Below are 25,446 nucleotides of genomic sequence, written 5' to 3' on the forward strand. Positions count from 1 at the left end.
AACCCATTTCTTGAATCCTGTGTGCGATATTTCTTATTTTTTCAATGCTTTTTCTACTTCCACAACTTTTTGCCAAGTAGCAATTACAGAATCTGGATTGAGTGAAATAGAGCTAATGCCCTCTTTGACAAGAAATTCAGTAACTTCTGGGTAATCACTTGGAGCTTGCCCACAAATACCAATGTATTTATTATGACGTTTACAAGATTCTATAGCTTTCTTAAACATTGCAAACATTGCGGGATTGCGCTCATCAAAGATATGGCTTACAAGTTGCCCATCTCTATCTACGCCAAGCGTGAGTTGCGTAAGGTCATTTGAACCAATTGAAAATCCATCAAACATACTTAAAAAATCATCAGCCAAAATCACATTTACAGGCAATTCACACATAACATAAATTTCTAAGCCGTTTTTACCAGATTCTAAACCATTGCGCCGCATAATCTCAAGCACTTTCTTACCCTCTTCAGGTGTGCGTAAAAATGGAATCATTACTTTCATATTTGTTAGTCCCATTTCATTACGCACCATAGCTAACGCTTGACATTCCCACTCGAATGCAGTGCGATATTGGTCAGAGTAATACCTGCTTGCTCCACGATAACCTAGCATTGGATTTTCTTCGTGTGGCTCATATCCCATTCCACCAAGCATACCACGATATTCATTTGATTTAAAGTCGCTTGTGCGCACGATAACAGGATTTGGATAGAATGCCGAACAAATCATACCAATACCTTCAGCGATTTTTTTCATAAAGAAATCTTTTGGATTCTCATATCCGCTCATAATCTTTTCAATCTCTGCTTTTTCCTTTAAGCCTTTTGTGTTGCCATTTTGGATATCAAGGAGAGCAAGAGGGTGTGCTTTGATTTGATTAAGCACGATAAGCTCCATACGCGCCAAACCTACGCCGTGATTTGGAATCTGTGAGAAACCAAAAGCTTTTTCAGGGTTACCCACATTCATATAAACTTTTGTTTTTGGAGTGCCGAGATTGTCAAGCTCAATACTCTCAATTTCATATTCGTGGATACCATCATAGATATAGCCCTCTTCACCCTCTGCACACGAAATAGTTACCTCCATACCGCTATATAGTCTATCAGTTGCACCGATCGCACCAACAATAGCTGGCACACCGATTTCTCTAGCAACAATCGCCGCGTGGCAAGTGCGTCCGCCACGATTTGTAATTACCGCAGCTGCCTTTTTCATTGCTGGTTCCCAATCAGGGTCAGTGTTATCAGTTACGAGAATCTCACCCTCTTTAAAGCTATCCATATGCTCTATGTCATTGATAATACGCACTTTACCTGTGCCAATTTTGCTTCCAATCGCTTTACCTACAAGGATAACTTCCTTTTTAATTTCGGGATTAACGAACTTAAACTTTTCTAGCTTTTGCCCATCACTTTTTTTGCTCTTTTGGCTTTGCACGGTTTCTGGGCGGGCTTGAACGATGAAAATTTCGCCACTATCGCCATCTTTTGCCCATTCCATATCCATAGGGCGATATTCTCCCGCCTCTTTTGTGTAATGCTCCTCAATTTTTATCGCATAACGCGCAAGTGTGAGAATATCTGAATCTGTAATAGAAAAAGTTTTCATCTCGCGTTGAGTTGTTTTGATATTTTTTGTAGGGTGTTCGCTTCCACGCGGTGCATAAACCATTTTTTGGTGTTTATGCCCTAATTGTCGCTTAATGATAGGGCGCTTACCCTCTTTAAGTGTAGGTTTAAATACATAAAATTCGTCAGGATTAACTGTGCCGCCTACGACATTTTCGCCAAGCCCCCAAGATGAGGTAATAAATACCGCATCTTTGAATCCTGTCTCTGTATCAATACTAAACATCACCCCTGCACTTCCTTTATCCGCGCGCACCATTTTTTGCACTCCCACAGAAAGGGCAACTTTAAAGTGGTCAAACCCCCTTGAAGCACGATAACTTACCGCTCTATCAGTAAAAAGTGAAGCAAGGCAAGATTTGACATAGTGTATAAGCTCTGTTTTACCTTTCACATTGAGATATGTATCTTGTTGTCCTGCAAAACTTGCATCGGGCAAATCTTCAGCAGTTGCAGAGCTGCGCACGGCTACATCAGCATCTTTCATACCATATTCTTCACTTAGTCTTTTATATGCTTCGAAAATCTCTTCGCGCAAATCAGCAGGAAAAGGTGTGCCAAAAATAAGCTCACGAATTTTTTTAGAACGCGTTTTAAGTACATCAATTTCAGTTACATCAACGCCATCAAGCAAATCAATAATTTTTTGTCGTATGCCACCAGAATCGAGCAAATACCAATATGCTTCGCTTGTGATAGCAAATCCATTAGGGACTTTAATACCCTCACCCACAAGCTCTTGAAACATCTCTCCAATACTTGCATTTTTGCCACCAACGATTGGCACATCTTTATTATTCAGCTCTTTAAAAAACTTAATATACTTCATTTTGCGCTTTCTCCTTATCGTGCATTTAAAGCGCGTAAATTGTATTTAATCAAAGTTTATCGCAAACTTAAATTTCAGCTTTTTAATATAACTTTTGAGTTCAGTTTGTCGCATTCTTTACCATAAAGCAAAAAAAAGCTAACTTATGATAAAATTCGCGCTTTTTTATGGTTTTAAGGCTTGAGCTTATGCAGATAGCAGATTTATAAACATTGTGTGCGAGGTAGAGAATGGCAGACATTACACATCTTTTGGGTGAGATTGCAGAGATTGATGAGGCACTTAAGACTCACAAGCTCTCACAATCAGATTATGATGAGATAGTGAAGATTTTAAATCGTGCGCCAAATCTCATAGAGTTAGGCATTTTTTCGGCTATGTGGAGTGAGCATTGTAGCTATAAATCGAGCAAGAAATATTTGCAGGGTTTTCCTACGAGTGCGCCTTGGGTCGTGCAAGGTCCCGGTGAAAATGCGGGTGTAATTGAGATTAGTGATAATCTATGTGCGATTTTCAAAATAGAATCCCACAATCATCCGAGTTTTATTGAACCTCACGCGGGGGCAGCTACGGGAGTAGGGGGCATTATGCGTGATGTATTCACAATGGGTGCGCGTCCTGTGGCGATGCTAAACTCCATACGATTTGGCGATGTGAATGATAAAGGTGCATTAGGGCGCAAACATCGCTATTTACTGCGTGGCGTGGTAGAGGGCATAGGGAGTTATGGAAATTGTATGGGTGTGCCTACCATTGGCGGAGAAATGAGTTTTGAATCTTGCTATAATGGTAATATCTTAGTAAATGCATTTTGTTTAGGATTAGTCAAAAAAGATGAGATTTTTTATGGAAAAGCTGAAGGGATAGGGAATCCTGTTATTTATGTAGGGAGTAAGACAGGACGTGATGGGTTAGGTGGAGCAGTGATGAGCAGTGATAGTTTCAGCTCTACTTCAAAGGCTGTGCGTTCCGCGGTGCAAGTAGGCGACCCGTTTGCAGAAAAACTTTTGCTTGAAGCGTGTTTAGAGCTTTTCAAGCAAGATTTAATTGTTGGGATTCAAGATATGGGCGCGGCAGGGCTTACAAGCTCGAGCTTTGAAATGGCGGGGCGCAGCGGTAGCGGAATGATTATGCACCTTGATAAAGTGCCTATGCGCGAAGAAGGAATGAATCCTTATGAATTGATGTTAAGCGAATCTCAAGAGAGAATGCTTATTTGCGCTAAAAAAGGTTGTGAGCAACAGGTATTAGATATTTTTGCCAAATGGGAAGTAGATGCAGCAATTATTGGAGAAGTTACAAAAAGTGGCATTATGGAGCTTTTTTGGCACGGAGAGAAATGTGCGGAGATTCCAATTAAAGAGCTAAGCGAGAACGCGCCAATACTTGATATGCCTGTGCGAGAAATCCCAACCCAAAAGGATAAAGCAGATAGCATTAAGACAGATTTAGGCACACAAGAGATTTTTTGCAAACTGCTTTCTAGCGTGGAAATTGCAGATAAACAATGGGTATATAGCCAATATGATAGCAGTGTGCAAAGCAACACTATCACTCCTGCAGGAAGTGGCGATGCGAGTATGATACGCATAAAAAATAGCAATATAGGTTTAAGTATGAGTGTGGATTGCAATCCGCGCTATTGCTATCTTAATCCGCAAGAGGGCGCAAAAATCGCGGTAGCAACTTCAGGGCGAAACTCAATCGTCAATGGCGCGAAACCTTTAGCGATTAGTAATTGCCTCAACTTTGGCTCCCCACACAATAAAGAGGTGATGTGGAGCTTTAAAGAGGTGTGCGAGGGGATTAAGGAAGCGTGTAAGATTCTCAATACTCCTGTGGTGAGCGGGAATGTCTCATTACACAATCAAAGTGATGGCATAGATATTTACCCCACGCCCAGTATTGTGAGTGTAGGTATGATAGATGATGTCAAAAAGGCTTTGCCTTCGTCTCTTCAAACACAAGGAAATACGCTCGTTTTGCTAGGTGAGGTAAGGGCTGAATTTGGCGGCTCACTTGTGCAAAAGCTGTGTGAGGGGCGTATATATGGGGCAATACCACACATAGATTTACAAAAAGAACTCGATTTATGGAATCTTATGCTAGAAGCGCGTGATAGTGGGATTCTAAGTGCGGCAAAAGATGTGGGTGAGGGCGGAGTAGCTATAAGCCTTGCTAAAATGGCTCTATGCAATGATAAAGGGAATCTTGTAGGCTGTAATGTGCATACGAGCTTACCCTCTCACTTGCTTTTTGCGCCCTCTCAAAGCTGCATTATTGTAGAGGTTGTAGGCGAGAATCTCCCTACACTTATGAATCTCGCTAAAAAGCATAAAATACCTTTGAATGAGATAGGCTGCGTGGGCGGGGATATTTTTTGCGTTGATGAGATTAATATTAGCCTTGAAGAGATGAGTGAGCTTTATTTTAAGAGCTTTGAAAAGATGATAGAGCAGGATTTGTGAAGATTCTATATTTTTTTATTGCTTTTATATGGGCTAGTGTAGCTTTAGCAGAGGGGAATGCTGTAATAAACCAAGAGCCAAATCCCTTTAGATTCCCAAAAAATGGTGAATATTATTTAGAGCGCAATACGGAAGTTTTAGAATCTTACTTAGAGCAAGTCAAAAAGCAAGCTTTAGAGAAAGATTATCCTCTTTATTCCTCACGTCCTGCGCGTCCTATTGTAGAATATAGTGCCTATCGCACACTCTCACAGCAAGATAGAGAATCTTTGCGTGGCGGTATCGTGCTTGTGGGAGCATTTATTAGCGAATTTATTAAATACAGCCATTTGGGCGGTGTAGGCATTGGCGCAAGGCTTACCCCAAATGATGAGCATATATTTTATCTTAATTTTGATGGACGATATTTGACAGATATGGAATTTTTTGGCATAGGGCGCAAGATTTATGCTTACTGCGTATTGCCGCGATTTGATAAGTGCATTATGCTCGGCATTGGGGAGGAGTGGTAGATTTAGATTTATTTATTGTCTGTAATTATCGCAACCTTTTTGATTCCCCATATCACAAGCTTTGCCAAAGAGCTCTCTTGCTTTAGCTTTATCTTGCCTCACACCTTTTCCATAAGTATAAAAAACTCCCAAATTATTACAAGCCCCTGCTTCACCCATATTACAAGCCTTTGTATATAATTCTCTTGCCTTGATATAATCTTGCCTTACGCCTTTACCCTCGCTATAGAGCAAACCTAAACTAAAACAAGCAGAGCCATTGCCCATATCGCAACTTTTAGCATATAGCTCCCTCGCCTTGAAATAATCCTGCCGAACTCCTTTATACCCTTCGTCATAAAGTAATCCTAGATTATAGCAACCAACACGATTATCCATATTACAAGCTTGTGTATAGAGTTCCACTGCTTTTGTATAATCTGTCATTACTCCTCTGCCATAGGCATACAAAACACCGAGATTCACACAACCTATACTATTACCCTCATCGCAAGATTTGCTAAAAATTGCTTTTGCCTTTGCATAGTCGTGCTTGACATTTTCACTCCAAGCATAGAGTAAGCCTAAGTTGTTGTAATCTAGACTTTTATCCATACTATAAGCCTTACTCAAAAATTCATATGCGATTCTATCATCTTGTAAAACACCATCACCACGATAATACATCTCACCTAATTGATAACAACCCTTTGCTGTGCCTAAATCACAGCTTTGGGTGAAAAGCTCCATTGCTTTTGTAAAATCTCGCTTGACATTTTTACCTTGATAGTATATTAAACCTAGATTACCACAACTTGCTCCACTTCCTAGCTCACAGCCTTTGATATAAAGCGTTTGTGCTTTTGCAAAATCTTGCTTCACACCCATACCTTTATCATATAAAATACCTAGATTTGTGCAAGCTCCAGCTACACCCCTTATACTCTCACACGCCTTAGTATAAAATTCTCTTGCTTTTATATAATCTTGCTTTATACCATATCCATAATAATACATATCTCCCAGCGCAGTGCAACCCATAGGTTTATACATTAAGTCTGTAACGGGAATACCACCACTTTTTCCTGCGGTTATTTTATGATTACAAACTTGAGTAAAAATCTCTTTAGCCTTTAGAGAATCCTGATTTGCACCCTCACCTTTTCCATATAAAAGTCCTAGATTATAGCAACTCCCAATTTCACCCATATTGCAACTTTTTGTGGTATATTCTATTGCTTTTATATAATCTTGCTTCACACCTTTGCCCTCATAATATAATTGACCCAAAGACATACAGCCCAAAGCACCCTCATCACCTAACTCACAAACTTTCTCAAATAATTCTCTAGCTTTATTGTAATTTTGTTTTACACCTTTACCCTCATAATACAGAACGCCCAAAATAAAGCAACCTCTGCTATCTAAATCACAACCTTTGGTAAAATATGGTGCTGCTTGAGTGTAGTTTGCTTCATCAAAAAATTCAAAGCCTTTTGCCATACAATCCTCTGCATTACCACAATCTACTTGAGAATCTACACTCAAATGAGCACAACCACAAAACCATAAAACACAGATAAACAAGAGCAAACAACGCATAATTTCCCCCACAACAATTTAATAAATGCTAAAAGTTAGATTCTACTGATATTTGTCTTATCTTATTCTAAAGATTGAATCAAGGCAAGGGCATTGTGATAGATATTTTGATATTTAATCTCTAAGGGCGAATCTTGTATTTTACACTGCCATAGAGAGCTGATGACAGCGCACATATCAGCATTTTTTAGCAAATGTATATTTTGAGTGCTAATTCCCCCGATAGCACAAATGGGAATGTTTAAACTTGCTTTGGCAGATTCTAGAATCTCTAAAGGTGCAAGAGGGGCATTTGGTTTCGTAGGAGAGGCAAAAAACGCTCCAAAAGCGACATAATCCACACCAAGAGATTCTAAATCTTTTGCTCTCTGCACATCTGCGTAACTTGAAGCACCTAAAATTCCTTTGAAACTTTCTCTTGCTTGAGCGATTACCCCATCATCTTTACCTAAATGCAAAGCAGGAGCGTTTAGTTTTAAGGCGAGATTCAATCTATCATTCATCACAAAAAGCGCATTATATTTCTCACACAATGCCATAAGCTCTTTTGCCTTAGGATAAAGCCAAGAATCACTATGGCTTTTATCACGCAACTGAAAGATTTTCACCCCTGCTTTGAGAGCGGATTCTAAACATTGAGGCAAAATCTCATAAGGAGTGAGAATCTCATCTGAAATCGCATAAATGCCTTGTAACTTAGGATTCATAACTTCTTATCCATTATACATTTCCCAAATGGGTGCTTCAAACACATCAGGGATATTTTTAAGCACTTCAAAAGGCGTAAATCGCTCTTTGTAGCCCATACAATAATGGTCTTTTATCCAATAGCCCGGATAAAAGTATTTAAGCCCATTTTCTTTGCCAATTTGGATTTGTTTTAAAATATTGAGTGTGCCAAGGCTATAAGCGGCAAAGTCGTGGTCATAGTAAAAATACACCGCTGTGATACTATCAAAAAGTGCATCGACAAGCCCCACGCCTATAAGTTGGGAATCTAAAAAGTATAAAAACTCATAGCCAAAGTCTTGGTGTCCTTCAACAAACATATCCATATAAGATTCTGGCGTGGTTGGAGTGTATTCCCAACCTTTTTTGTCTTGCATCTTGCGGTGGTAGCGATTATAAAGCTCTATGTGTGCTTGAGTTATAGTGGGTTTTTGTATGTAAATATCAATATTTTGAGCTTTTTTTAGCAATCTCTTGTGATTTCTGCTAAAAGTGAAATCATCAATTAAGGTGCGTATTGAAATGCAATCGGTGCAGCCTTCACACATAGGCGTAAAAAAATAATTCCCAAAGCGTCTCCAACCACGTTCAAGTAGTCCATAGTAGAATGTCGGTGTTACATTTTGGATATGAAAATACCGAAACAAACTCTGCTTTGAATCTATATAGCTGCAAGTCTTTTGCTCAGAGTAAAATTCAACCAATCGCATCATTTAATATGCTCGTAATTTTTCTTAAATGTGCTGACTTTGAGGAGATAGCGTCTGCCTTCATCAGATGGGAGTTTAGAGCGCAAGGTATCATAGACTTTAGACGATGAGAGGGCATTTATACGATTAAAAGCTTGATTTTTGTCATTATGAAATGTCCTTAGCACACTTCCAGCCCCTGCATTATAGGCAGTTATTACGCAGTATTCTTGACTTTGTTTATCTTTGACATTTGGCAAATAGCGATTAAAAAGTATGCTTAAATACGCTACGCCATATTCAATATTTGTTTCGGGGTTAAAGAGCATTTGCTTTGTGGGTTGCCCCTTTTTGCCATTTATGAGCTCATATGCGTCTGCTCCTGCAGTGCTTGGCACAATTTGCATTAGCCCATAAGCAGGTGCAGCACTCACTGCATAAGGGTTAAAATTAGATTCAGTTTGGATAATGCCTAGCACGAGCGCGGGAGAGATATTATACTTATGCGCGTATTTACGCACAAGCTCTTCATATCTATGCTCGCTTTTACTTTGATAATCTCCCACCATTTGCAAATCCACATAATCCACGCTCTTACCATTGCTATCCTTACGCGTTTTGAGGTGATTTTCTATTAAATATTTCGCATATCTATCCGCGCGCCACTGCGTGAGAATATCCTGCCCCTCATTATCTTTTACAAGCCCGGCTAAAAATGGCTTACCCTCGATTTTAAAATCCGCGCTTGAGTATAAATCTACATTGCTAGGATTCTGTGGCATTAAGAGTGTGTTTGAAATCGCCTTTTCTAGCGCGATAGCCCCCGCTAAGCTCTCTATGCGAATCGCGCCATTAGCAAAATTTATGCTTGTTTTTATCTTGTATTGGTTTGAGTATTTTACATAGGTTTGTGCGCTGGGCAGGGATATATCCTCATTTGCCCACTGCTTTGCGACATTGCCACTAAGGGTTTGGGTAATTTTATTGTATTGCTTTTTGGCTTCTTGGATATTGCGTAAGAGTGCCTTATTGTCATTTGCATAGGAACGGAGCTGATTCCCCGCAATTTGCCTTATTGCATAGTGTGGATCATCATTTATGTCCACATAGGTATTGTTAGTAGCACAGGATTGCAAGAGGCAAAGTATGCTAAGTGCGACACAAAAGCTAAGGAAATAGCGCATAAATGCACGAATACGAGTTAAGAGACTAGAGAAGGCGCAAAGATGGAAAGCACATTGGCAACAAAAAGAGGCAAAAATAGACAAAACATACTCCATTACTAAAATCAAAACTTTGCGCTTTATCAAGCTAAAGTTGCGGATTCTATCGTAAAAAGTTAAGATTTTATCCATTTTGAGGCTTTTAAGAGATATGAATCGAGAAGCAAGCAGGGGCAAATCGCACGGCTTTTAGAGAATCTCGTGTAAATAAATCCATCTTGCATAGAATCTTTACAAATTTAAGTTTTCTTTAACTATAATCCACATTATTATTTAGTCTGGATTCTAAATAATAATGTCTTGAGGTAAGCTTCTGCGCTTTTTTTGAAGCTTTTATGAGGGAATTAGGCAAACAAGGCTGTTAAGTATTATAAGAGATTTGATAAATTGTTTATCAAGTATAAATTTGATACTGATATGTAAAGGATACTAAACTAAAGAATAAGCGCGATTGAGGGCGTATTGAGCGGATTTTACAGATATAAGAGATGAAAGGCGGGAGATATGGAAATTGTTTTTGGTCCGGTGCATTCTAGGCGATTTGGTCGCTCACTCGGCGTTGATTTATCGCCACAGGGGAAGCAATGTAATTTTGACTGCGTGTATTGTGAGCTACAAGGGGCTAAGAGCGTGGATTTTATGTCGCATATTGTGTCTGTTGGCGAGATTGTATCAGCTGTAAAAGCGGCACTAGAAGTTCATCAATGCGATGTTTTGACGCTTACTGCAAATGGTGAGCCAACGCTCTATCCGCATTTACAGGAGTTAATTAGCACTCTTAATGAGATTGTGCCAGATTCTATAAAATTACTTCTTTTGACAAATGCTTCGCTGTTATGGAAAAAACAGGTACGTGAGGCATTACAGAATCTTGATATTGTGAAGTTTTCTTGTGATAGTTTGGAGGAGAAAGCATTTAAGCGCGTGGATAGACCGCATTCTAGCCTTTCTCTAGCACAAATCAAAGAGGGTATAGCGCGTTTTTGTACGGAATTTAAAGGCGAGATAGTCGCCGAGGTGCTTTTTGTCAAGGGTATAAACGATAGCCTAGCTCAAGCTAAGGAGGTTGCTGCGTTTTTGGCGAGTTTGCCACTTCATCGTGTAGATATAGGCAGTATCGACCGCCCACCAGCCTACAAAGTCGAGGCGGTGAGTGAGGAAACACTCGCAGAACTCGCGCAGTGCTTTTATGCGTATAAGAATTTGCAAGTGAATCTCCCTAAACGCGCTCACGCGGTTGATTTAGAATCTCGTGCGGATTCTAAAAAAGATTTAGAATCTCAAACAGGTTTAGAGGCTTCACAATCGCGTAAATATTACACACACGAGCAGCTTTTGGGCTTACTTAAGCGGCGACCTTTGAGCGTGATTGATACGCATAATATGCTAGATTCTAAAACTTTAGCACTCTTAGATGAGCTATGCCAAAAAGGCGTTATAAAGCAGCGCAGAGTAGGGCTAGATACATTTTATCAAGTTGTGGAATGAAAATTAAAAAAAATTGATTATAATACCGCGCTTTTGCATTTTTGTTAAAAGCCGTTATGGGTTCTATAAATTATTGCAACATCATAGAATCTTAATACGCACAATACTTAAGGAGTAAAATATGTTTGAACTACGCACATTACCTTATGGCACAAACGAATTTAGCGGATTCCTCACTGAAGAGGCGTTTTCCTATCATCACGGCAAACATCACCAAACCTATGTGAATAATCTCAATAATCTCATCAAAGGCACAGAGTTTGAAAAAGCTGAGCTTGGCGACATCGTTCTTAAATCTAGCGGCGGTATGTTTAATAATGCAGCGCAAGTGTATAATCACGATTTTTATTGGGACTGCATAAGCCCAAAGACAAGCGATTTAAGCGCGGAACTAAGTGCGGCGATTAATGCAGAGTTTGGCTCACTTGAAGGGCTAAAAGAAAAATTCATCGCTTCAAGCACTACGCTCTTTGGCTCTGGCTGGAACTGGCTCGTGTATAACCCACAAAACAAAAAGCTTGAAATCGTGCAAACAAGCAATGCTGCTACACCTGTAACTGAAGGTAAAGTGCCGCTTTTGGTGGTAGATGTGTGGGAACACGCTTACTATATCGACCATAGAAATGCGCGTCCTGCGTATTTGGAGGCATTTTGGAAGCATATTAATTGGGCTTTTGTGTCTGTTTCTTATAAATGGGCGATTGAGCGCGGGATTGAATCATTCAAGTTTTATGCTAATGAGCTTCACCCCGTAAAATAATTCCTCAACTCTCCGCAATCTCCCCCTTAGCCACATTGGTTTAAGGGGTTGTGATTGCATTTTATGCTATCCTTGCTCTTACACTTACATTTTTTTACTTACAAAGGTATGTTATGACGGCACAAAGTGTTTTACGCTTTATTACGGATTCTCTAAGCGAGGATTTAGGCAGGGGCGATTTGTATGAATTATGCACACCGACAAAGAATGCTAAAGCCTATATTTTAGCTAAAGAGGAGGGAATCTTTTCAGGCGAAGTGTATCTCCGCGCACTCATTGAGTATTTTAACCTTACACTTATAGATTCATATAAAGATAGTGAATCTTTTGAAAAAGGAGCGTATTTGGCAAAAATAGAGGGGGATTACATAAAGATTTTGCAGGTTGAACGTGTATTACTGAATATTCTCGCCCATAGTAGCGGGATTGCCACGCTCACACATCGCTATATAGAGGCGATAAAAGATACTTCGGTAAAGCTCCTTGATACGCGCAAAACCCGCCCATTGTTGCGGGAGCTGGAGAAATACTCTGTGCGCAATGGTGGGGCGCATAATCACCGCTTTGGGCTTGATACAATGCTAATGCTTAAAGATACGCATTTAGCGCATATTGGGGATTTGAAAGAGGTTATTAGCACTGCTATGGAGAGACTGCCATTTATGTGTCCCATTGAAGTGGAATGCGAGAATCTTGACAGGGCAAAAGAAGCTATAAATGCCGGTGTTGATGTGATAATGTGCGATAATATGAATATAGCACAGATTCAAGAAGTAGTCGCTTATCGCAATGCCAACGCCCCGCATATCACGCTTGAAGCAAGTGGCAATATCAGTCTTTCAAATATACGAGAATACGCCCTAAGCGGCGTGGAAGCTATCAGCATAGGCTCTCTTATTCATCAGGCACAATGGCTGGATTTAAGTCTTAAGATTGAAAGCTAGGACTTGTGTCGTGCTAAGATTTGATTTTCTATCCGCCTTGCACTGCTTTAATATGTGTAATGCGTGTGTGAATCTAAGCATAAAGAGCAGGATAAGCCAATGCTAGGCTTTGATAGAGAATCTTACTTTCTTTCATTGCTGCAAAAAAGTGGTATCACAAAGGGCGTGGGTGATGATTGCTGCATTTTAGATTGTAATGCCTCGCCTTATCATTCCACATTTTGCCATTCTCCATATTCCCGCTACACTCCACCTCCGCGCGTAGCGCACAAAGCCCACATACACGCACAGGATATAACATCTTTTCTTGTTGGTGCGGATAGTTTTTGCGAGGGTGTGCATTTCCTTATGAAGTGGTTTTCGCCCTATGATATTGCCTACAAAGCTTTTTTAGTCAATTATTCCGACATCATAGCGATGAATGCCACGCCTCTTTATGCGACTTTGAGCGTGGCATTGCCTAAGTCGTGGCAAAAGGCGGAGATAAAGGATTTTGTGCGTGGCATAGAGACATTTTGTCGCTCACATTCTATTAAACTTATTGGCGGAGACACCATAACCGCGCTTTCTTTGCAGATTCATATTACACTTTTTGCTAAAAAATCTAAGCACACGCTTTATCGCGATAAGATTCCATTACATAGCCTCCTTTGCTACACAAGCGATAGGTATCCTAGAGATTCTATCACTCAAATATCAAAAGTGCTAAAAAACTTGCTTAATACCCATAAATACGAGGGGTTTAAAGCTAAAAATACGAATATTGATACAGAATCTACAAGCATAAAACCTCGTTTGAAAGCCAAAGGTAGATTTTTGCGCCCCACTATCCGCACGGGTTTCATAAGAGAATGCGCCCCATTTCTTAGGGGCGGTATGGATATTTCAGACGGAATCTTAAGCGATATTGTGCAACTTTGCACGATAAATCGGCTAGGATTCAAGGCATATTTTCCCATTTTTGCACCGCGCTTTAGGCATTTGCTCCATAGCGGAGAAACTTATGAAATGCTCCTTGCTATTGCCCCAAAAGATAGGCTTAAGATTCAAAAAAGAGCCGCAAAGCACAGGATTAGAATCCACACCCTTGGCAAACTCACACGCAAAAAATACATACTGCCACGGCGCAAGATATGGCATTAATACAACTTGATTTTTGTTGGATTTCAAGGTAATAAGTCCGCAAAAAAGGCTCATAAAGGCTTTAGATTCTAAATTTTAAGGAGATTTCAAATGACTATCATACTTGCCACAGGAAATAAGCACAAAATCCGCGAATTTGAGGCAATGCTAGGCGATACAGACGCGCAAGTGTATGCGTATGAGGAGATATTAGAATCTTTAGAGATTGTAGAAAGTGGCGCGAGTTTTAGTGAGAATGCCACACTTAAGGTAAAGGCTATTTATCAAGCCCTATATGCAAAATATATACAGGATTCGCAAAATACAGAATCTAGACTTACGCAAAACACACAAACTCAAGGGCAGGGCGTAAATACAGACTTTGCAAACTCGCAGAATCTAGCATATTCAGCAATGTATCCCCTCAAAGCTCCCCTTGCTATTATCGCTGAAGACAGCGGTTTATGTGTCCCCGCACTCAATGGAGAGCCGGGCATTTATAGCGCAAGATATGCGAGTTTTAAGCATTTTAATACGCATTTAGATTCGGCGCAATCACAAGAACTGCCTACGATGAGTTTAAATACCTCCCACATCGCGCACAATAGCACCGATAGTGAGAATCTCCAATGCCTTATAGAGCATATCGCCCCATTTGCGCCAACTCCTGCGTTTTTTACCGCGCATATCGCCCTTATTTTTGTAGAATCTTTGCCATTGCCACCCATAGAGCAATGCTATATTGAATGTTTCGAGGGGCGTTTAGAGGGCATAGCCATAAGTGAAGCGAGGGGTACGGAAGGCTTTGGTTATGACCCTATCTTTGTGCCTTTAGATTTAAATCCGCATAAGCAGACTTTAGCAGAATTTACTCCAAGTGCTAAAAATGCCATATCTCATCGCAAACGAGCCATTTCAGCTTGTCTCAAATATCTACATTTGTAGTCATTTCAATCACAAACCTAAGCCTATTTTAAGATAAAAATAAACTCTTTGTGGATATAATGCGCGGGTTTATGATCTATCACAAAAGGAAAAATTTATGTTAAGGACAACGACTTCAAAAATCTCTATCACACTTTGTGGCGCGCTTCTTATGGCAGCTTGCACGACAAATCCTTACACAGGCGAATCGCAAATTAGCAAGACTGCTATTGGCGCAGTGGGCGCGGCAGCAGTGGGCGCAGGGATTGGCGCATTGGCAAGCAAGAAAGACAGGGCAAAAGGTGCGGCTATTGGCGCGGGTGTTGGCGCATTGGCAGGTGGCGCAGTGGGCGGATATATGGATATACAAGATAAAAAGCTCCGCGAAGAGTTGCAAGGCACAGGCGTGAGTGTTACTAAAAATGGCAATGAAATTACCCTTAATATGCCCGGCGATATTACATTTAAGAGCGGGAGTGCGGACTTAAGCGTGGATTTTTACAAGGTGCTTAATTCTGTGGCAAAAGTGCTGAATAAATATGACAAAACAATCGTTTCTGTTGTTGGATTCACAGATAATACAGGCAGTGCGGCAAAAAATCTTACTCTTTCACAGCAAAGAGCTCAAAGCGTAGCGGCATATTTGCAAAGTCAAAAAGTCAAAGAAGCACGATTTGTGATTGAAGGGCTTGGCGAAAGTGAGCCTATTGCTTCAAATAAAACTGCAGAGGGACGCGCAAAAAATCGCCGCGTTGAAATCTCACTTACTGCGATTACAAAATAACACAAACCTTCTAGCCTTTTGGCTAGGGGCGACCACATAATGATAAAGCCATTCAAACGATTTTTTTTACTTGTATGTTTTATATGCGCGGTGATGTGTATTCTATGCGTGGGATTCTATCCGCATTTATCATTTTTACTCTATATTGCTTTTATGCTGCAAACTTGTGCTCTTTTTGTCTATACTTATGATATTTTAAAAATCAAAAAACAAGCCACGATTAAAGCCTACTACAAGCTAGATTCTATCTTTCATCGCTATTTTGGACGCTTTTTTGTCGCGAAGATTCTAAGTTTTGGCGTTGCCCTTATTGGGAGCGTGTCGCTGTTTTTTATGCTCCTTTTTCCTAGCGGGAGCGATATACTCATTTTCTGCCTTCTTGTACCTTGTAGCGTGTATGGATTCAAAATCGTGCATATGATTTGTAGCGCGAATATAAGCATTGAATTTGCCACCACATTAGCAAAAAAATACACCGCTCTTATCGCTGCTGTCTTAGCTGTTGTATTCGAGCTTATGCTTAATGGCATAGCACCTTTAGAATCTAGTGCGCCGCAAGGAGATGTGTATGCGCATTATCACGCGCTTATACAGAGCTACAATATCGCGCAAATGCACTCGCATTTTTGGCAGGAACTCTTTGGTTTCGTGCTACTCAAAAAATCTTTCCTTGATGTGCTGTATCTCAATGTCGCCGATAGCTATTTGCGCTTTGGGCTTATTATGTTGTTTGCGTGTGGGCATTTTGCCTCATTTGCGAGTTTCGCACTTTTGTGCGTGGGGGGAATCTCCCCAAATGGCGCGCAGGACACAATCGTGCAAGATTCTAAGAATACACACGATAATTTTACATCTCAAGCATTAGATACAAAAATATTAGCGTCTAATACGCCCACAATACCGCAAGATACGCTAGATTCAAAATTTTCTAGCACTCAATGTGCTAAAGTGCAAGATTTCACACAAACCCGCGCCTTTAGGCAATTTTTCGCTATGGTGTTTTTCCTTATTTTTGTCTATATCGCCTTTAATATCAGTATCCACCTCCAACCCTTAGCAAAGTCTAAGAATCTCCCACCGCTCATAAGCTCACAGATTCTAAAAGACAATGAGCAATATATTCAAATCAGTTTGCAAGGCACACACAATCTCATTAGCACGAGTGATTTGCCCTCGTTAGAGCGTAAAATCAAGGAGAATCTAGCAGATTTTGAATCTGGTATAAACGCCGATACAGAGCAGATTTTAAATGCTTATCTCGCGCAAAAAGAAAAAATCATTGATGAATATTCAAGCTGGTATTTTAGTGTGCGTGGCGAATATACAAGGCTTTTTTATGCTGCTATTGGCAAGGGCGAGGATATAGCCCAAGAGCAGTTTATCTTTTTGCTTAAAACCTATACGCCTTATGATTTACAAGAGAGGCTAAACGCGCTTTATGATACGCATTTTTCTGCGCTCAAAACGCGTTTAGAGCAGACTTTTGGCTTTTTCACGCTGCATAGAAACCCCACAAACGCGCATATCACACAAGCTATATCTTTTGATGAGTTTAGCAAGGGCTTAGAACTCCTCAATCCTCGCGCAAGTGATGGCGTGGCAGCCCTACTAAGCGCAAGTATAGTGGGGGCGATGATTCTTAAAGCCTCGGGCAAAGCCGTTGCTAAAACCGGAGCAAAAGTGATAGGCAAAAGCGTGGCAAAAAAAAGCTTGAGTGGTGCGATAGGTGCGGGTGGTGGCTCACTTTTGTGTGGGGGCTTTGCGCCTTTGTGTGCGATAGGATTCTTTGTGGCGAGTGATTATGCGATTAATAGTGTTGATGAGATAATAAACGAGGAGGACTTCAAGGACAAAATGCGTCAAGGCTTTGCTTCGTGGGAGTCTCAGCTAAAAACAAGCCTGATTGATTATAATTCGCAACTCTCTTATCAAATTTTAGAGAATCTAGGGATAGCAGAAATTTCTAAAAGCCAAGATTCTAAAAATGATGTAGATTCTAAAGCGCACGATATGGGGGTGTAGCTGCAAATGCGCATAAGTTTTAGAATCTTCTACAACCAAATCCACGACAAAAAAGGAGTGAGTGAGTGAAAGAAATGAGTTTTTTTACTTTCATAGGTTCTAGCGTGTTTTTTGCCCTCATTATCATAGTGGCAAACTATTCCGTGCAGTATCCAATTTTAGGCTCTCCGCTGACCTATGGTGCGCTCACTTATCCCATTAGTTTTTTGCTTATGGATATTTTGAGCGAGAAATACAGCAAAGCCCAAGTATTAAAAACGCTTTGGGTGGGGCTATTCCTAGCTTTTTTCCCCTCACTTTTTATGAGTGAGCCACGCATTGCCATAGCGAGTGTATGTGCTTTTATTGTCTCACAAAATCTTGATGTGCATATTTTCTTTTATCTTAAAAATCGCTTTCCAAGCCTGTGGTGGCTACGCAATAATGCAAGCACAATGATTTCACAATTCATTGACACGATGATTTTCTTTCATATTGCATTTTTATTTATATATCCTTGGGAGCAAGTTATAATGATGCTTTTAGCAGATTTTTGTATAAAAGTCTTTTTAGCTCTTTGTGATACGCCATTGTTTTATATATTGGCAATACGCAAATATAAGCAGCCAAAAATTACTACAAAATGAGGTAGAATATGAATCTTTTAAACAAATTTTCACGACTTTTTGGGCGATTTGCCTCTTGTGAATTTCCGTCTTTTTTGCAGCATTTTATCAATAGTGTGTATGTAAAGATTTTTGATATAGATTTGAGTGAGTTTGCACTAGCCTCTAGCTATACTTCGCTTAATGCACTTTTTACCCGCTCTCTGTCTAAACCTAGAGCGATAAATCCTAATCCCATTGTGCTTATCGCTCCTTGTGATTCGCTTATTACGCAAATGGGCAAGACAAGCGATAAATACGCCTTGCAGATTAAAGGTATGGAATATTCTGTTGAAGAGCTTTTAGGACAGAAGCTTGATAGGGAGTTTTATTATATAAATTTTTATCTCTCACCAAGAGATTATCATCGCTATCACGCGCCTTGTGATATGCAGATTTGTGAAATGCGCTATTTTGGCGGAGAGCTGCTGCCGGTCAATCTCCCTTCTTTGCAAAAAAATCAAAACCTTTTTGTGAGAAATGAACGCGTAGTCGTGGTAGCAAAAACATCAAGCAATAAATGGATTTATTTTGTTGCTGTTGGTGCGCTCAATGTCGGCTCTATGGTAATGCATTGTGAGCCTAAGATTCAAAGTAATGCCAAAGCGCATAATACAACCTATACCTATACTACGCCCATAAGCGTGAAAAAAGGCGAGGAATTAGGTATGTTTAAAATGGGTTCAACTATTGTGCTTTTTATGGAGCAGATGATCCCCGATATAAATATTAATCAAAAAGTAAAATTTGCCCAAGATTTAGGCACTTATGCGTAGAATCTAATATAAGGAATAATATGTCTAGCACACTTCATAATCTAATCACAGATGAAATCAAAACATTACTTCATAAGCTTGAAGCGCTACTTGTAGCACATTATTATCAAAAAGATGAAATTGTCGCTTTAGCAGATTTATGTGGAGATAGTTTGGAGCTTTCCCGTAAGGCTTCGCAAAGTGAGAAAAATCTCATTGTATTTTGTGGCGTGGCATTTATGGGGCAAAGCGTTAAGGTGCTTGCTCCACAAAAGCGTGTGATTATGCCAAGATTAGCGTGTTGTTCTATGGCAAGAATGATTGATAGTGATTATTATGATGAAAGCATTGCTCTTTTAGAATCTTATGGCTTAAGCAAAGATTCTATCTTTCCTATTACTTATATTAATTCAAATGCTGATGTTAAAGCAAAAGTTGCGCAAATGGGCGGGCTTGTTTGCACAAGCGCAAACGCTGCAAAAATTTTTGATTTTGCAAAGGAGCAGGGCAAAAAGATATTTTTTCTCCCCGATAGGTGCTTAGGAGAGAATCTTGCGCGTTTAAATAGCAAAAAATCTGCATTATTACGCACAGATAGTAAAGAAAAAGTGCTTAGTGCTGATGTGATTTGCTATGATGGATTCTGTTCTGTGCATCAGCTTTTCACGCCACAAGATATTACCTTTTATCGTGAAAAATTTGCAGATATTAAAATTGTCGTGCATCCTGAATGCGACCCGAGTGTCGTAGAACTTGCTGATTTTGTTGGCTCGACAAGTCAAATCATTGCTTATGTGCAAAATTTGCCTTTAGAGCAAAAAGTGGCAGTAGGCACAGAATTTAATCTTGTCAATCGTTTGCGTCCTAAATATAATGGCAAACAAACAACCTTTGTCCTTAGCTCAAGTAAGCCTCAATGTCCTACAATGAATGAAACAACTCTTGAAGATGTGCGTGATGTGCTTCTTGCTTTTGAAGATAATAAGCCTATTAATGAAGTGTTTTTGGATAATGAGATTCAAAAATGGGCAAAAATCGCTCTTGATAGAATGCTTGAACTCTCTTAAAAGATAAAAGTAATTTTACCTTTTGTAACATACTTTTTTAAAGTTAGAAAAAAATAAAAATTAAAAATTATTCATTAAATAATTTTTATTAAAAATATAGTGTTCCATTTTTGTATTTTAATATCAAAGGTGGAACAAATTTGGTAAGCAAGAAAGTAATAATGTTGCTATTCTTTCTGATAAAGAGATGAAAGAAACTAAGGGGGAATTTTTCTCTGGTTTAGGCGGAGCTTTGGTTGTTTTGGCTATTGATAAATATGGTCAAAAGAAGGGTTGGTGGTAATCACCAGCCCTTAATTTTTTAAGGAGGATTTATGCAGTTGAAATTTCTTAGAAACTTGTTGCTTTCTCTTGCATTTTTAGGCGCAATAACTTCTTTAAGCCTTGCCGCTGATTGTGAAGAAACTAACTGCTCAAGCTTTCGCATAGGTGTGGGGGGAGCTTATCATACCTTAGATGGCAAAGGAGCAAATAATATAAGTAGCACAGGTGGCTATCTCTCTTTTGCAGCACGTGGCACTCTCAAACAAAGGCTTATGAGCGAACTTAGCGGAAAAATAGGCGTAGGGAGCGCAAAAGCAAGTGGAGCATACTTCGCAACTCTTGATGAAAAGCCACTTTCAGTTTTTACAGAGGCTTCTTTTAAGATTGGTTTAAATATTTCAAGCAAACACCTTCCTTTGTTTGTCAATGCTGTATATGGTTGGGATAATTTCTCTACAAATACAAAAGATAAAGGAGTGGGGCTTTCACGCGAATTAGGCGGGGCAGAGCTTGAAGGATTCTTACCTACTCGCAATAATTCAAAGATAGAATATCTCGTAGGTTACTATCATTTCTTTGCGGGAAATTATCTTTTGCAAAATGATGTAAGCTCAAAGCTTGGGGGTACAAACTATATGATTAAGGCAAGTTTGGGCTATGTGAGCAATATTACGCCAAATCTAGGATTTTATATTAAAGCTATTGGCAAATATGAAAATATGAGCGATTCAAAACTTACGGCTACAAATGTTAATTATCCTGCAAGCACTAACTATGTGGGTATGATAGAGCTTGGGCTTGAATTATAATAGATTCTATAAGGATTAGAATCTAATCCTTATAGACAAGATTCTTATTTCTCACAAAAATCAGTAGGCAAGCTTTTAGGTGAGATTTGCGCTTCATCTATGGGTGTAAAATCTCCCCTTTTATAATGCTCTATGGCACACACGCCAATCATTGCCGCATTATCAGCACAAAAAGCAAGGTCAGCGAGATGAAGCTGTTTATTATACTCCTTACAAAGCTCATTTAGGGTGGTGCGTAGGTATGTATTTGCGCTTGCTCCTCCTACAATAGCAAAATGTTCTAAATCTTGTGCCTGCACGCTTTGAAAATATAATCTTACTTTGCGCACGATATGTTCACACGCGCTTTGTTGGAATCCTGCACAGATACTTCCTCTATCTTTGGGGCTAAGAGGTTGGGGCAGAGCTTGAATGGCAAGTCTTACGGCATTTTTTAAACCCGAAAAGCTAAATTGTAGTTTTTGATTATGCAAAAGTGGCACAGGAAAACTATGAGGCGCAATATGTGGAAAGTCGCGCATAAAAGTTGTAGCATAAGATTCTATAACAGGACCACCTGGATAACCTAATCCCAAATATTTAGCTACTTTATCAAAGCTTTCCCCAAAGCTATCATCAAGGCTTTGAGCGATAAGGCTTATGGCATTAAAATCGCGCATATGGAGAATCTGTGTATGCCCGCCAGATACAAGCAAAATGCCAAGAGGTTGGGGCAGAGAGGTGTTTTTAGGGAGAATGGCTTGCATATCTGAAGTGGCTTTATGAATCAAAAGCGAATAAATATGTCCCTTAAGGTGATTAACACAAATAAGCGGCACTTGCAAACCAAGACAAAGTGCCTTTGCCATCATCAAACCTTCAATGAGTGTTACACTTAGTCCCGGACGCGTGGTTACCGCGACTGCTTTAATAGGAGATAAATCGTTATTGAGAAATGCTTTGAGCTTTTTTAGAATCTCTGGAAGTCTTTGAGCGTGAAGTCTTGAAGCAATTTCTGGCACAATCCCACCATAAGTGCTATGTTCTTCATCTTGAGAAAGTTTGATATGATAAAGAAGCGAAGCATCATTAATGCTCGTTAGGGCAAGTGAGCTATCATCGCAGCTTGATTCTATGCTTAAGATCATAAGCAAATTCCTTAAAAATTCCAAAGTATGCTAAGATTATACATAAGAAGTTTAAAGGATTATCTATGAAAAAAATCAAATATAGACTTAAGGCGGAATGGGAGGAACAAATAGCTATATTAATGGCTTTTCCGCACAAAAATAGCGATTGGGCAATACATATTGAGGTAGCTCGAGAATGTTTTGTGCGTATTATAGAGCAGATTCTATATTTTGAATCAGTAATACTTTGTGTGGATATTAATGATGATGAGGGAATGGCATTATTGCACACACATTTTAAAAAACATATTACATTTGCTCAAAATGAGACATTTAAATCGTATAATCAACAATATGGGCTTCATATTGTTCGTGTGCCCACAAATGATACTTGGGCGAGGGATTTTGGAGGTATTAGCGTGGAAGCAGAGGGGGGCATAGCCCTATTTGATTTTGTCTTTAATGGTTGGGGGCTAAAATATCCTGCAAATTATGACAATCAAATTACGCAAAATATTGTTTGTGAAGCTTTCAAAAATACTCATTTATCGCCACTTGTAAAAAGAATTTTTTCATCTTATCGTCCCATAAAAACTGATATGATTCTTGAGGGTGGCAGTATAGAAAGCAATGGGGCAGGGGTATTGCTTACTAATACACAATGTCTCCTTGAAAAAAATCGCAATCCTCATCTTAGCCAAGATAAAATAGAATCTAAGCTTAAAGAGTATTTTGGATTAGATTCTGTATTGTGGCTTACACAAGGCTATCTTGCAGGAGATGATACAGATAGTCATATTGATACACTAGCGCGTTTTATTAGTGAGGATACGATTGCTTACATCACTTGTGATGATAAGCAAGATGAGCATTTTGAATCTCTTAAGAGTATGGAGGCGGAGCTACGCGCTTTAAAACAATCTAATGGAGAGCCATATAAGCTTATTCCTCTGCCTTTTACTCAAGCTATTTATGATGAACAAGGACAACGGCTACCTGCGAGCTATGCAAATTTTCTTTTTGTTAATGGTGGATTGCTTGTGCCAACTTATGGGGATAAAAATGATAAAAAGGCACTTGAAATACTAAGCAAAGCATTGCCAAAGTATAGGGTAGTGGGCGTAGATTGTTGCTCATTGATTTTATGGCACGGCAGTTTACATTGCGTGAGTATGCAGGTGTATGGCTCATAATATTTCGCAAAATAATCCTGTTTCTACTGAAATAGTATAATCAATAGGCTTATGTATAGAAAAAGTATAGCCGAGATTCCACGAATTCTATCAAAGGCTTAATCTCAAAGAAATCATTTAAGGAGTGATAAATACTAATAAGCATTGTAGGTTTTTGAGTGCAAATAGTCTCTTTTGCGCCCTTTAAAAACTCCATTTCAAAGCCTTCAATATCTACTTTAATAAAACCTACTTGAATCTTGTGCTCTGCTACATAGCTATCAAGGGTAATGATTTCTACCTCCTCATTTTCATCTTTATCATTTGCGTGTGGGGAGGGATTAAAAGATGAAGAACCACCATTAACGCTAATTGTCATTTTGCTTGGTGCGCTCCCTAAAGCTTTTTTCACAGGCACAATACGTGCAGCCTTATTTATTGCAATAGTTTCAAGCATAAGTTCATAATTTTGTGTCGTAGCCTCAAAGCTATGCACTTTATTGTGAGTGTATTCTTGTAAGATGAGGGCACTATCCCCGATATATCCACCTACATCAATAATATCCTTATCTTTTAAAGAATCTAAATTTTTAAGCTTATCTAAGCCGTGCCGATACCAAAAAACTTCAATGCCGTGTCGCTTGGGTAGGAAATAACCATTCCAACAATACAGATTTGGCGCGATATGAAAGATATTTGGGAAAAAGTCATTTTGTAGCGAATCTAATGCTTCCACCTCTTTTTTTGAAAGAGCAAAATATAACTTCAAAGGGTGTGCGTCTGCCTCTAATGTGCGTGAAATGATACGATAAATTAAATCTGTGCTTTCTTTATCCAAACCTTGCGTAAGGTGTATAATTCTTTCTGTTGATGAAGTTTCTTTAAGTGTAGGGATAGAATCTTGAAACCAAAGATTTGGATAAATATGATGAAAACGGAGTAGTTTTTTGTAATTTTTCGTCTTTCTTACTTTAATGCCACAGATTCTAAGCGTATAGTCTAATATTATCCCCCCCCCCCGTAGCATTATAAGCATTGCGGTAGGTTTTCTTTTGGATGATAAGTGGAAAATTAAAAACAAGCAGAGAGATCACATTGTTTTTATGCACAAGCGGGAAGCGACATACCTTACGCACAAGAGTAGCGTTTGTATAATCATAAAATTTCATCTTTGCTCCTTTGATGTTTCTTATTAAAGAGAAGCTAAATGTGCTTTTAGGGTAGGGAAGCACAATTCATTGGCAAGTGCTTCTACTTTTTCATTGCCGCATAACTCACGCACTATTTCAAGTGCAAAAACTGAAGCGGTGGCGGGTGCGGTGGAAGTGAGGATATTGCCACTTTTGACAACAGCGGTATCTTTTCTATTTTTATTACTCATTTCAGCCTCACAGCCCGGATAGCAAGTAAATTCACCCTCAAGCACACCTGCCTTGTCTAACACAATAGGGGAGGCACAAATCGCCGCTATGAGCTTTTGCTCTTGCTTGAAAGTTGTCAGCCACAATTTGATAAGCTCGTTATTGGCAAGATTTTGCATACCAACATAGCCTCCAGCCAACACAATAGCGTGAAAATCAGCATATTCTAGCTCGGGTAGGACAGAATCCGCTTCAATCACAATATGATGCGCTCCCAAAACGCGTTTATGTGAATCAAGACTTGCGAGTGCCACACGCACACCTGCACGGCGCAAAATATCCACCACGGATACTAGCTCAATCTCCTCAAATCCCTTAGCAATCGGCACTAAAACATTTTTCATTTCCAAGTCTCCTTGATTTTTGACTTCATTTTTCACGCATTCTAGCATTAAAAATATAATATTTTATGGCACAAAGCAAGAGAGGAATATAAAGATGGGTATTTTGGGGTTTATATAAAAAAGTTTGAAAAGTATAGTTTTCATAACTAAAA

23 protein-coding genes are annotated in these 25,446 nt (G+C 39.4%); 14 read left to right on the forward strand and 9 right to left on the reverse strand.

The features are described 5' to 3' along the window. Positions 1-33 precede the first annotated feature (33 nt). Positions 34-2,463, reverse strand: a complete 2,430-nt coding sequence (gene ppsA / locus LS67_RS05560; protein WP_034326559.1) for a pyruvate, water dikinase — start codon at positions 2,461-2,463, stop codon at positions 34-36. A gap of 230 nt (positions 2,464-2,693) precedes the next feature. On the opposite strand from ppsA, the gene purL reads away from it, so the two are divergent. Next, complete coding sequence (gene purL / locus LS67_RS05565; protein WP_034326560.1) at positions 2,694-4,931, forward strand: phosphoribosylformylglycinamidine synthase subunit PurL; 2,238 nt, start codon at positions 2,694-2,696, stop codon at positions 4,929-4,931. Then, on the forward strand, positions 4,928-5,443 hold the full coding sequence (locus LS67_RS05570) for a hypothetical protein (protein ID WP_052099845.1): 516 nt from the start codon (positions 4,928-4,930) through the stop codon (positions 5,441-5,443). The genes purL and LS67_RS05570 overlap by 4 nt, the downstream gene beginning before the upstream one ends. 12 nt (positions 5,444-5,455) lie before the next feature. Here LS67_RS05570 and LS67_RS05575 read toward each other — a convergent pair whose 3' ends face one another. From LS67_RS05575 to LS67_RS05590, 4 genes are all read right to left on the reverse strand, one after another. Next, entirely contained in the window at positions 5,456-7,024 is a 1,569-nt protein-coding gene (locus tag LS67_RS05575; protein ID WP_052099846.1) for an SEL1-like repeat protein, read from the reverse strand. Between the two features lie 62 nt (positions 7,025-7,086). Continuing rightward, on the reverse strand, positions 7,087-7,731 hold the full coding sequence (thiE, locus tag LS67_RS05580; protein WP_034326563.1) for a thiamine phosphate synthase: 645 nt from the start codon (positions 7,729-7,731) through the stop codon (positions 7,087-7,089). A gap of 6 nt (positions 7,732-7,737) precedes the next feature. Beyond that, on the reverse strand, positions 7,738-8,463 hold the full coding sequence (locus LS67_RS05585; RefSeq protein ID WP_034326601.1) for an arginyltransferase: 726 nt from the start codon (positions 8,461-8,463) through the stop codon (positions 7,738-7,740). Then, positions 8,463-9,797, reverse strand: coding sequence for a murein transglycosylase domain-containing protein (locus tag LS67_RS05590; RefSeq protein WP_231944864.1), 1,335 nt, complete (start codon positions 9,795-9,797; stop codon positions 8,463-8,465). The genes LS67_RS05585 and LS67_RS05590 overlap by 1 nt, the downstream gene beginning before the upstream one ends. Positions 9,798-10,169: 372 nt before the next feature. Between LS67_RS05590 and LS67_RS05595 the strand changes: the two genes are divergently transcribed. The 11 genes from LS67_RS05595 (at position 10,170) to LS67_RS05645 (ending at position 21,248) form a co-directional block, all read left to right on the forward strand. Then, positions 10,170-11,153, forward strand: a complete 984-nt coding sequence (locus tag LS67_RS05595; RefSeq protein WP_034326565.1) for a radical SAM protein — start codon at positions 10,170-10,172, stop codon at positions 11,151-11,153. A gap of 121 nt (positions 11,154-11,274) precedes the next feature. After that, entirely contained in the window at positions 11,275-11,913 is a 639-nt protein-coding gene (locus tag LS67_RS05600) for a superoxide dismutase (protein ID WP_034326568.1), read from the forward strand. A gap of 113 nt (positions 11,914-12,026) precedes the next feature. Further along, positions 12,027-12,857 carry a carboxylating nicotinate-nucleotide diphosphorylase gene (nadC, locus tag LS67_RS05605; protein ID WP_034326605.1) on the forward strand — a complete coding sequence of 277 codons (831 nt, stop codon included), beginning with the start codon at positions 12,027-12,029 and terminating at the stop codon, positions 12,855-12,857. A gap of 63 nt (positions 12,858-12,920) precedes the next feature. After that, a complete protein-coding gene (locus LS67_RS05610; protein WP_236096357.1) occupies positions 12,921-14,000 on the forward strand; it encodes a thiamine-phosphate kinase in 1,080 nt (359 codons plus the stop codon). Between the two features lie 90 nt (positions 14,001-14,090). After that, positions 14,091-14,924, forward strand: a complete 834-nt coding sequence (locus tag LS67_RS05615) for a non-canonical purine NTP pyrophosphatase (RefSeq protein ID WP_034326573.1) — start codon at positions 14,091-14,093, stop codon at positions 14,922-14,924. Between the two features lie 97 nt (positions 14,925-15,021). Then, positions 15,022-15,687: an OmpA family protein gene (locus LS67_RS05620; RefSeq protein ID WP_034326575.1), complete on the forward strand. Its 666-nt coding sequence runs from the start codon at positions 15,022-15,024 to the stop codon at positions 15,685-15,687. Positions 15,688-15,726: 39 nt separating this feature from the next. Beyond that, positions 15,727-17,709: a hypothetical protein gene (locus tag LS67_RS05625; protein ID WP_201274020.1), complete on the forward strand. Its 1,983-nt coding sequence runs from the start codon at positions 15,727-15,729 to the stop codon at positions 17,707-17,709. 74 nt (positions 17,710-17,783) lie between these two features. Beyond that, positions 17,784-18,335, forward strand: coding sequence for a queuosine precursor transporter (locus LS67_RS05630; RefSeq protein ID WP_052082240.1), 552 nt, complete (start codon positions 17,784-17,786; stop codon positions 18,333-18,335). An 8-nt stretch (positions 18,336-18,343) separates the two neighbouring features. Beyond that, positions 18,344-19,129, forward strand: a complete 786-nt coding sequence (locus LS67_RS05635) for a phosphatidylserine decarboxylase (RefSeq protein ID WP_034326580.1) — start codon at positions 18,344-18,346, stop codon at positions 19,127-19,129. 20 nt (positions 19,130-19,149) lie between these two features. Beyond that, on the forward strand, positions 19,150-20,175 hold the full coding sequence (gene nadA / locus LS67_RS05640; protein ID WP_052099847.1) for a quinolinate synthase NadA: 1,026 nt from the start codon (positions 19,150-19,152) through the stop codon (positions 20,173-20,175). 314 nt (positions 20,176-20,489) lie between these two features. Continuing rightward, positions 20,490-21,248 (forward strand): hypothetical protein, encoded by a 759-nt coding sequence (locus LS67_RS05645; RefSeq protein WP_034326584.1) that lies wholly within the window; start codon positions 20,490-20,492, stop codon positions 21,246-21,248. 44 nt (positions 21,249-21,292) lie between these two features. On the opposite strand, the gene tsaD is transcribed toward LS67_RS05645, so the two are convergent. Further along, positions 21,293-22,375 (reverse strand): tRNA (adenosine(37)-N6)-threonylcarbamoyltransferase complex transferase subunit TsaD, encoded by a 1,083-nt coding sequence (gene tsaD, locus LS67_RS05650; RefSeq protein ID WP_034367605.1) that lies wholly within the window; start codon positions 22,373-22,375, stop codon positions 21,293-21,295. Between the two features lie 65 nt (positions 22,376-22,440). Here tsaD and LS67_RS05655 point away from each other — a divergent pair, with 65 nt between their 5' ends. Further along, positions 22,441-23,550 carry an agmatine deiminase family protein gene (locus LS67_RS05655; protein WP_034326587.1) on the forward strand — a complete coding sequence of 370 codons (1,110 nt, stop codon included), beginning with the start codon at positions 22,441-22,443 and terminating at the stop codon, positions 23,548-23,550. Positions 23,551-23,599: 49 nt separating this feature from the next. Here the strand turns inward: LS67_RS05655 and LS67_RS05660 are convergent, their stop codons facing one another. From LS67_RS05660 to LS67_RS05670, 3 genes are read right to left on the reverse strand one after another with little or no spacing between them, the layout of a single operon-like run. Further along, positions 23,600-24,556, reverse strand: a complete 957-nt coding sequence (locus LS67_RS05660) for an FkbM family methyltransferase (RefSeq protein ID WP_236096358.1) — start codon at positions 24,554-24,556, stop codon at positions 23,600-23,602. Next, complete coding sequence (locus LS67_RS05665) at positions 24,516-24,698, reverse strand: hypothetical protein (RefSeq protein ID WP_138109632.1); 183 nt, start codon at positions 24,696-24,698, stop codon at positions 24,516-24,518. The genes LS67_RS05660 and LS67_RS05665 overlap by 41 nt, the downstream gene beginning before the upstream one ends. Before the next feature lie 23 nt (positions 24,699-24,721). Beyond that, positions 24,722-25,294 (reverse strand): DJ-1 family glyoxalase III, encoded by a 573-nt coding sequence (locus LS67_RS05670; protein ID WP_034328174.1) that lies wholly within the window; start codon positions 25,292-25,294, stop codon positions 24,722-24,724. Positions 25,295-25,446: the final 152 nt, after the last annotated feature.

This window comes from Helicobacter sp. MIT 03-1616 (assembly GCF_000765685.2).
GTDB lineage: Bacteria > Campylobacterota > Campylobacteria > Campylobacterales > Helicobacteraceae > Helicobacter_C > Helicobacter_C typhlonius.

Excerpts from the sequence above, each read along its gene's own strand:
- ppsA (WP_034326559.1), bottom strand. The coding sequence starts at position 2,463 with ATGAAGTATATTAAGTTTTTTAAAGAGCTGAATAATAAAGATGTGCCA.
- purL (WP_034326560.1), top strand. The coding sequence starts at position 2,694 with ATGGCAGACATTACACATCTTTTGGGTGAGATTGCAGAGATTGATGAG.
- LS67_RS05575 (WP_052099846.1), bottom strand. The coding sequence starts at position 7,024 with ATGCGTTGTTTGCTCTTGTTTATCTGTGTTTTATGGTTTTGTGGTTGT.
- thiE (WP_034326563.1), bottom strand. The coding sequence starts at position 7,731 with ATGAATCCTAAGTTACAAGGCATTTATGCGATTTCAGATGAGATTCTC.
- LS67_RS05585 (WP_034326601.1), bottom strand. The coding sequence starts at position 8,463 with ATGCGATTGGTTGAATTTTACTCTGAGCAAAAGACTTGCAGCTATATA.
- LS67_RS05590 (WP_231944864.1), bottom strand. The coding sequence starts at position 9,797 with ATGGATAAAATCTTAACTTTTTACGATAGAATCCGCAACTTTAGCTTG.
- LS67_RS05595 (WP_034326565.1), top strand. The coding sequence starts at position 10,170 with ATGGAAATTGTTTTTGGTCCGGTGCATTCTAGGCGATTTGGTCGCTCA.
- LS67_RS05600 (WP_034326568.1), top strand. The coding sequence starts at position 11,275 with ATGTTTGAACTACGCACATTACCTTATGGCACAAACGAATTTAGCGGA.
- nadC (WP_034326605.1), top strand. The coding sequence starts at position 12,027 with ATGACGGCACAAAGTGTTTTACGCTTTATTACGGATTCTCTAAGCGAG.
- LS67_RS05615 (WP_034326573.1), top strand. The coding sequence starts at position 14,091 with ATGACTATCATACTTGCCACAGGAAATAAGCACAAAATCCGCGAATTT.
- LS67_RS05620 (WP_034326575.1), top strand. The coding sequence starts at position 15,022 with ATGTTAAGGACAACGACTTCAAAAATCTCTATCACACTTTGTGGCGCG.
- LS67_RS05625 (WP_201274020.1), top strand. The coding sequence starts at position 15,727 with ATGATAAAGCCATTCAAACGATTTTTTTTACTTGTATGTTTTATATGC.
- LS67_RS05630 (WP_052082240.1), top strand. The coding sequence starts at position 17,784 with ATGAGTTTTTTTACTTTCATAGGTTCTAGCGTGTTTTTTGCCCTCATT.
- LS67_RS05635 (WP_034326580.1), top strand. The coding sequence starts at position 18,344 with ATGAATCTTTTAAACAAATTTTCACGACTTTTTGGGCGATTTGCCTCT.
- nadA (WP_052099847.1), top strand. The coding sequence starts at position 19,150 with ATGTCTAGCACACTTCATAATCTAATCACAGATGAAATCAAAACATTA.
- LS67_RS05645 (WP_034326584.1), top strand. The coding sequence starts at position 20,490 with ATGCAGTTGAAATTTCTTAGAAACTTGTTGCTTTCTCTTGCATTTTTA.
- tsaD (WP_034367605.1), bottom strand. The coding sequence starts at position 22,375 with ATGATCTTAAGCATAGAATCAAGCTGCGATGATAGCTCACTTGCCCTA.
- LS67_RS05655 (WP_034326587.1), top strand. The coding sequence starts at position 22,441 with ATGAAAAAAATCAAATATAGACTTAAGGCGGAATGGGAGGAACAAATA.
- LS67_RS05660 (WP_236096358.1), bottom strand. The coding sequence starts at position 24,556 with ATGCTACGGGGGGGGGGGATAATATTAGACTATACGCTTAGAATCTGT.
- LS67_RS05665 (WP_138109632.1), bottom strand. The coding sequence starts at position 24,698 with ATGAAATTTTATGATTATACAAACGCTACTCTTGTGCGTAAGGTATGT.
- LS67_RS05670 (WP_034328174.1), bottom strand. The coding sequence starts at position 25,294 with ATGAAAAATGTTTTAGTGCCGATTGCTAAGGGATTTGAGGAGATTGAG.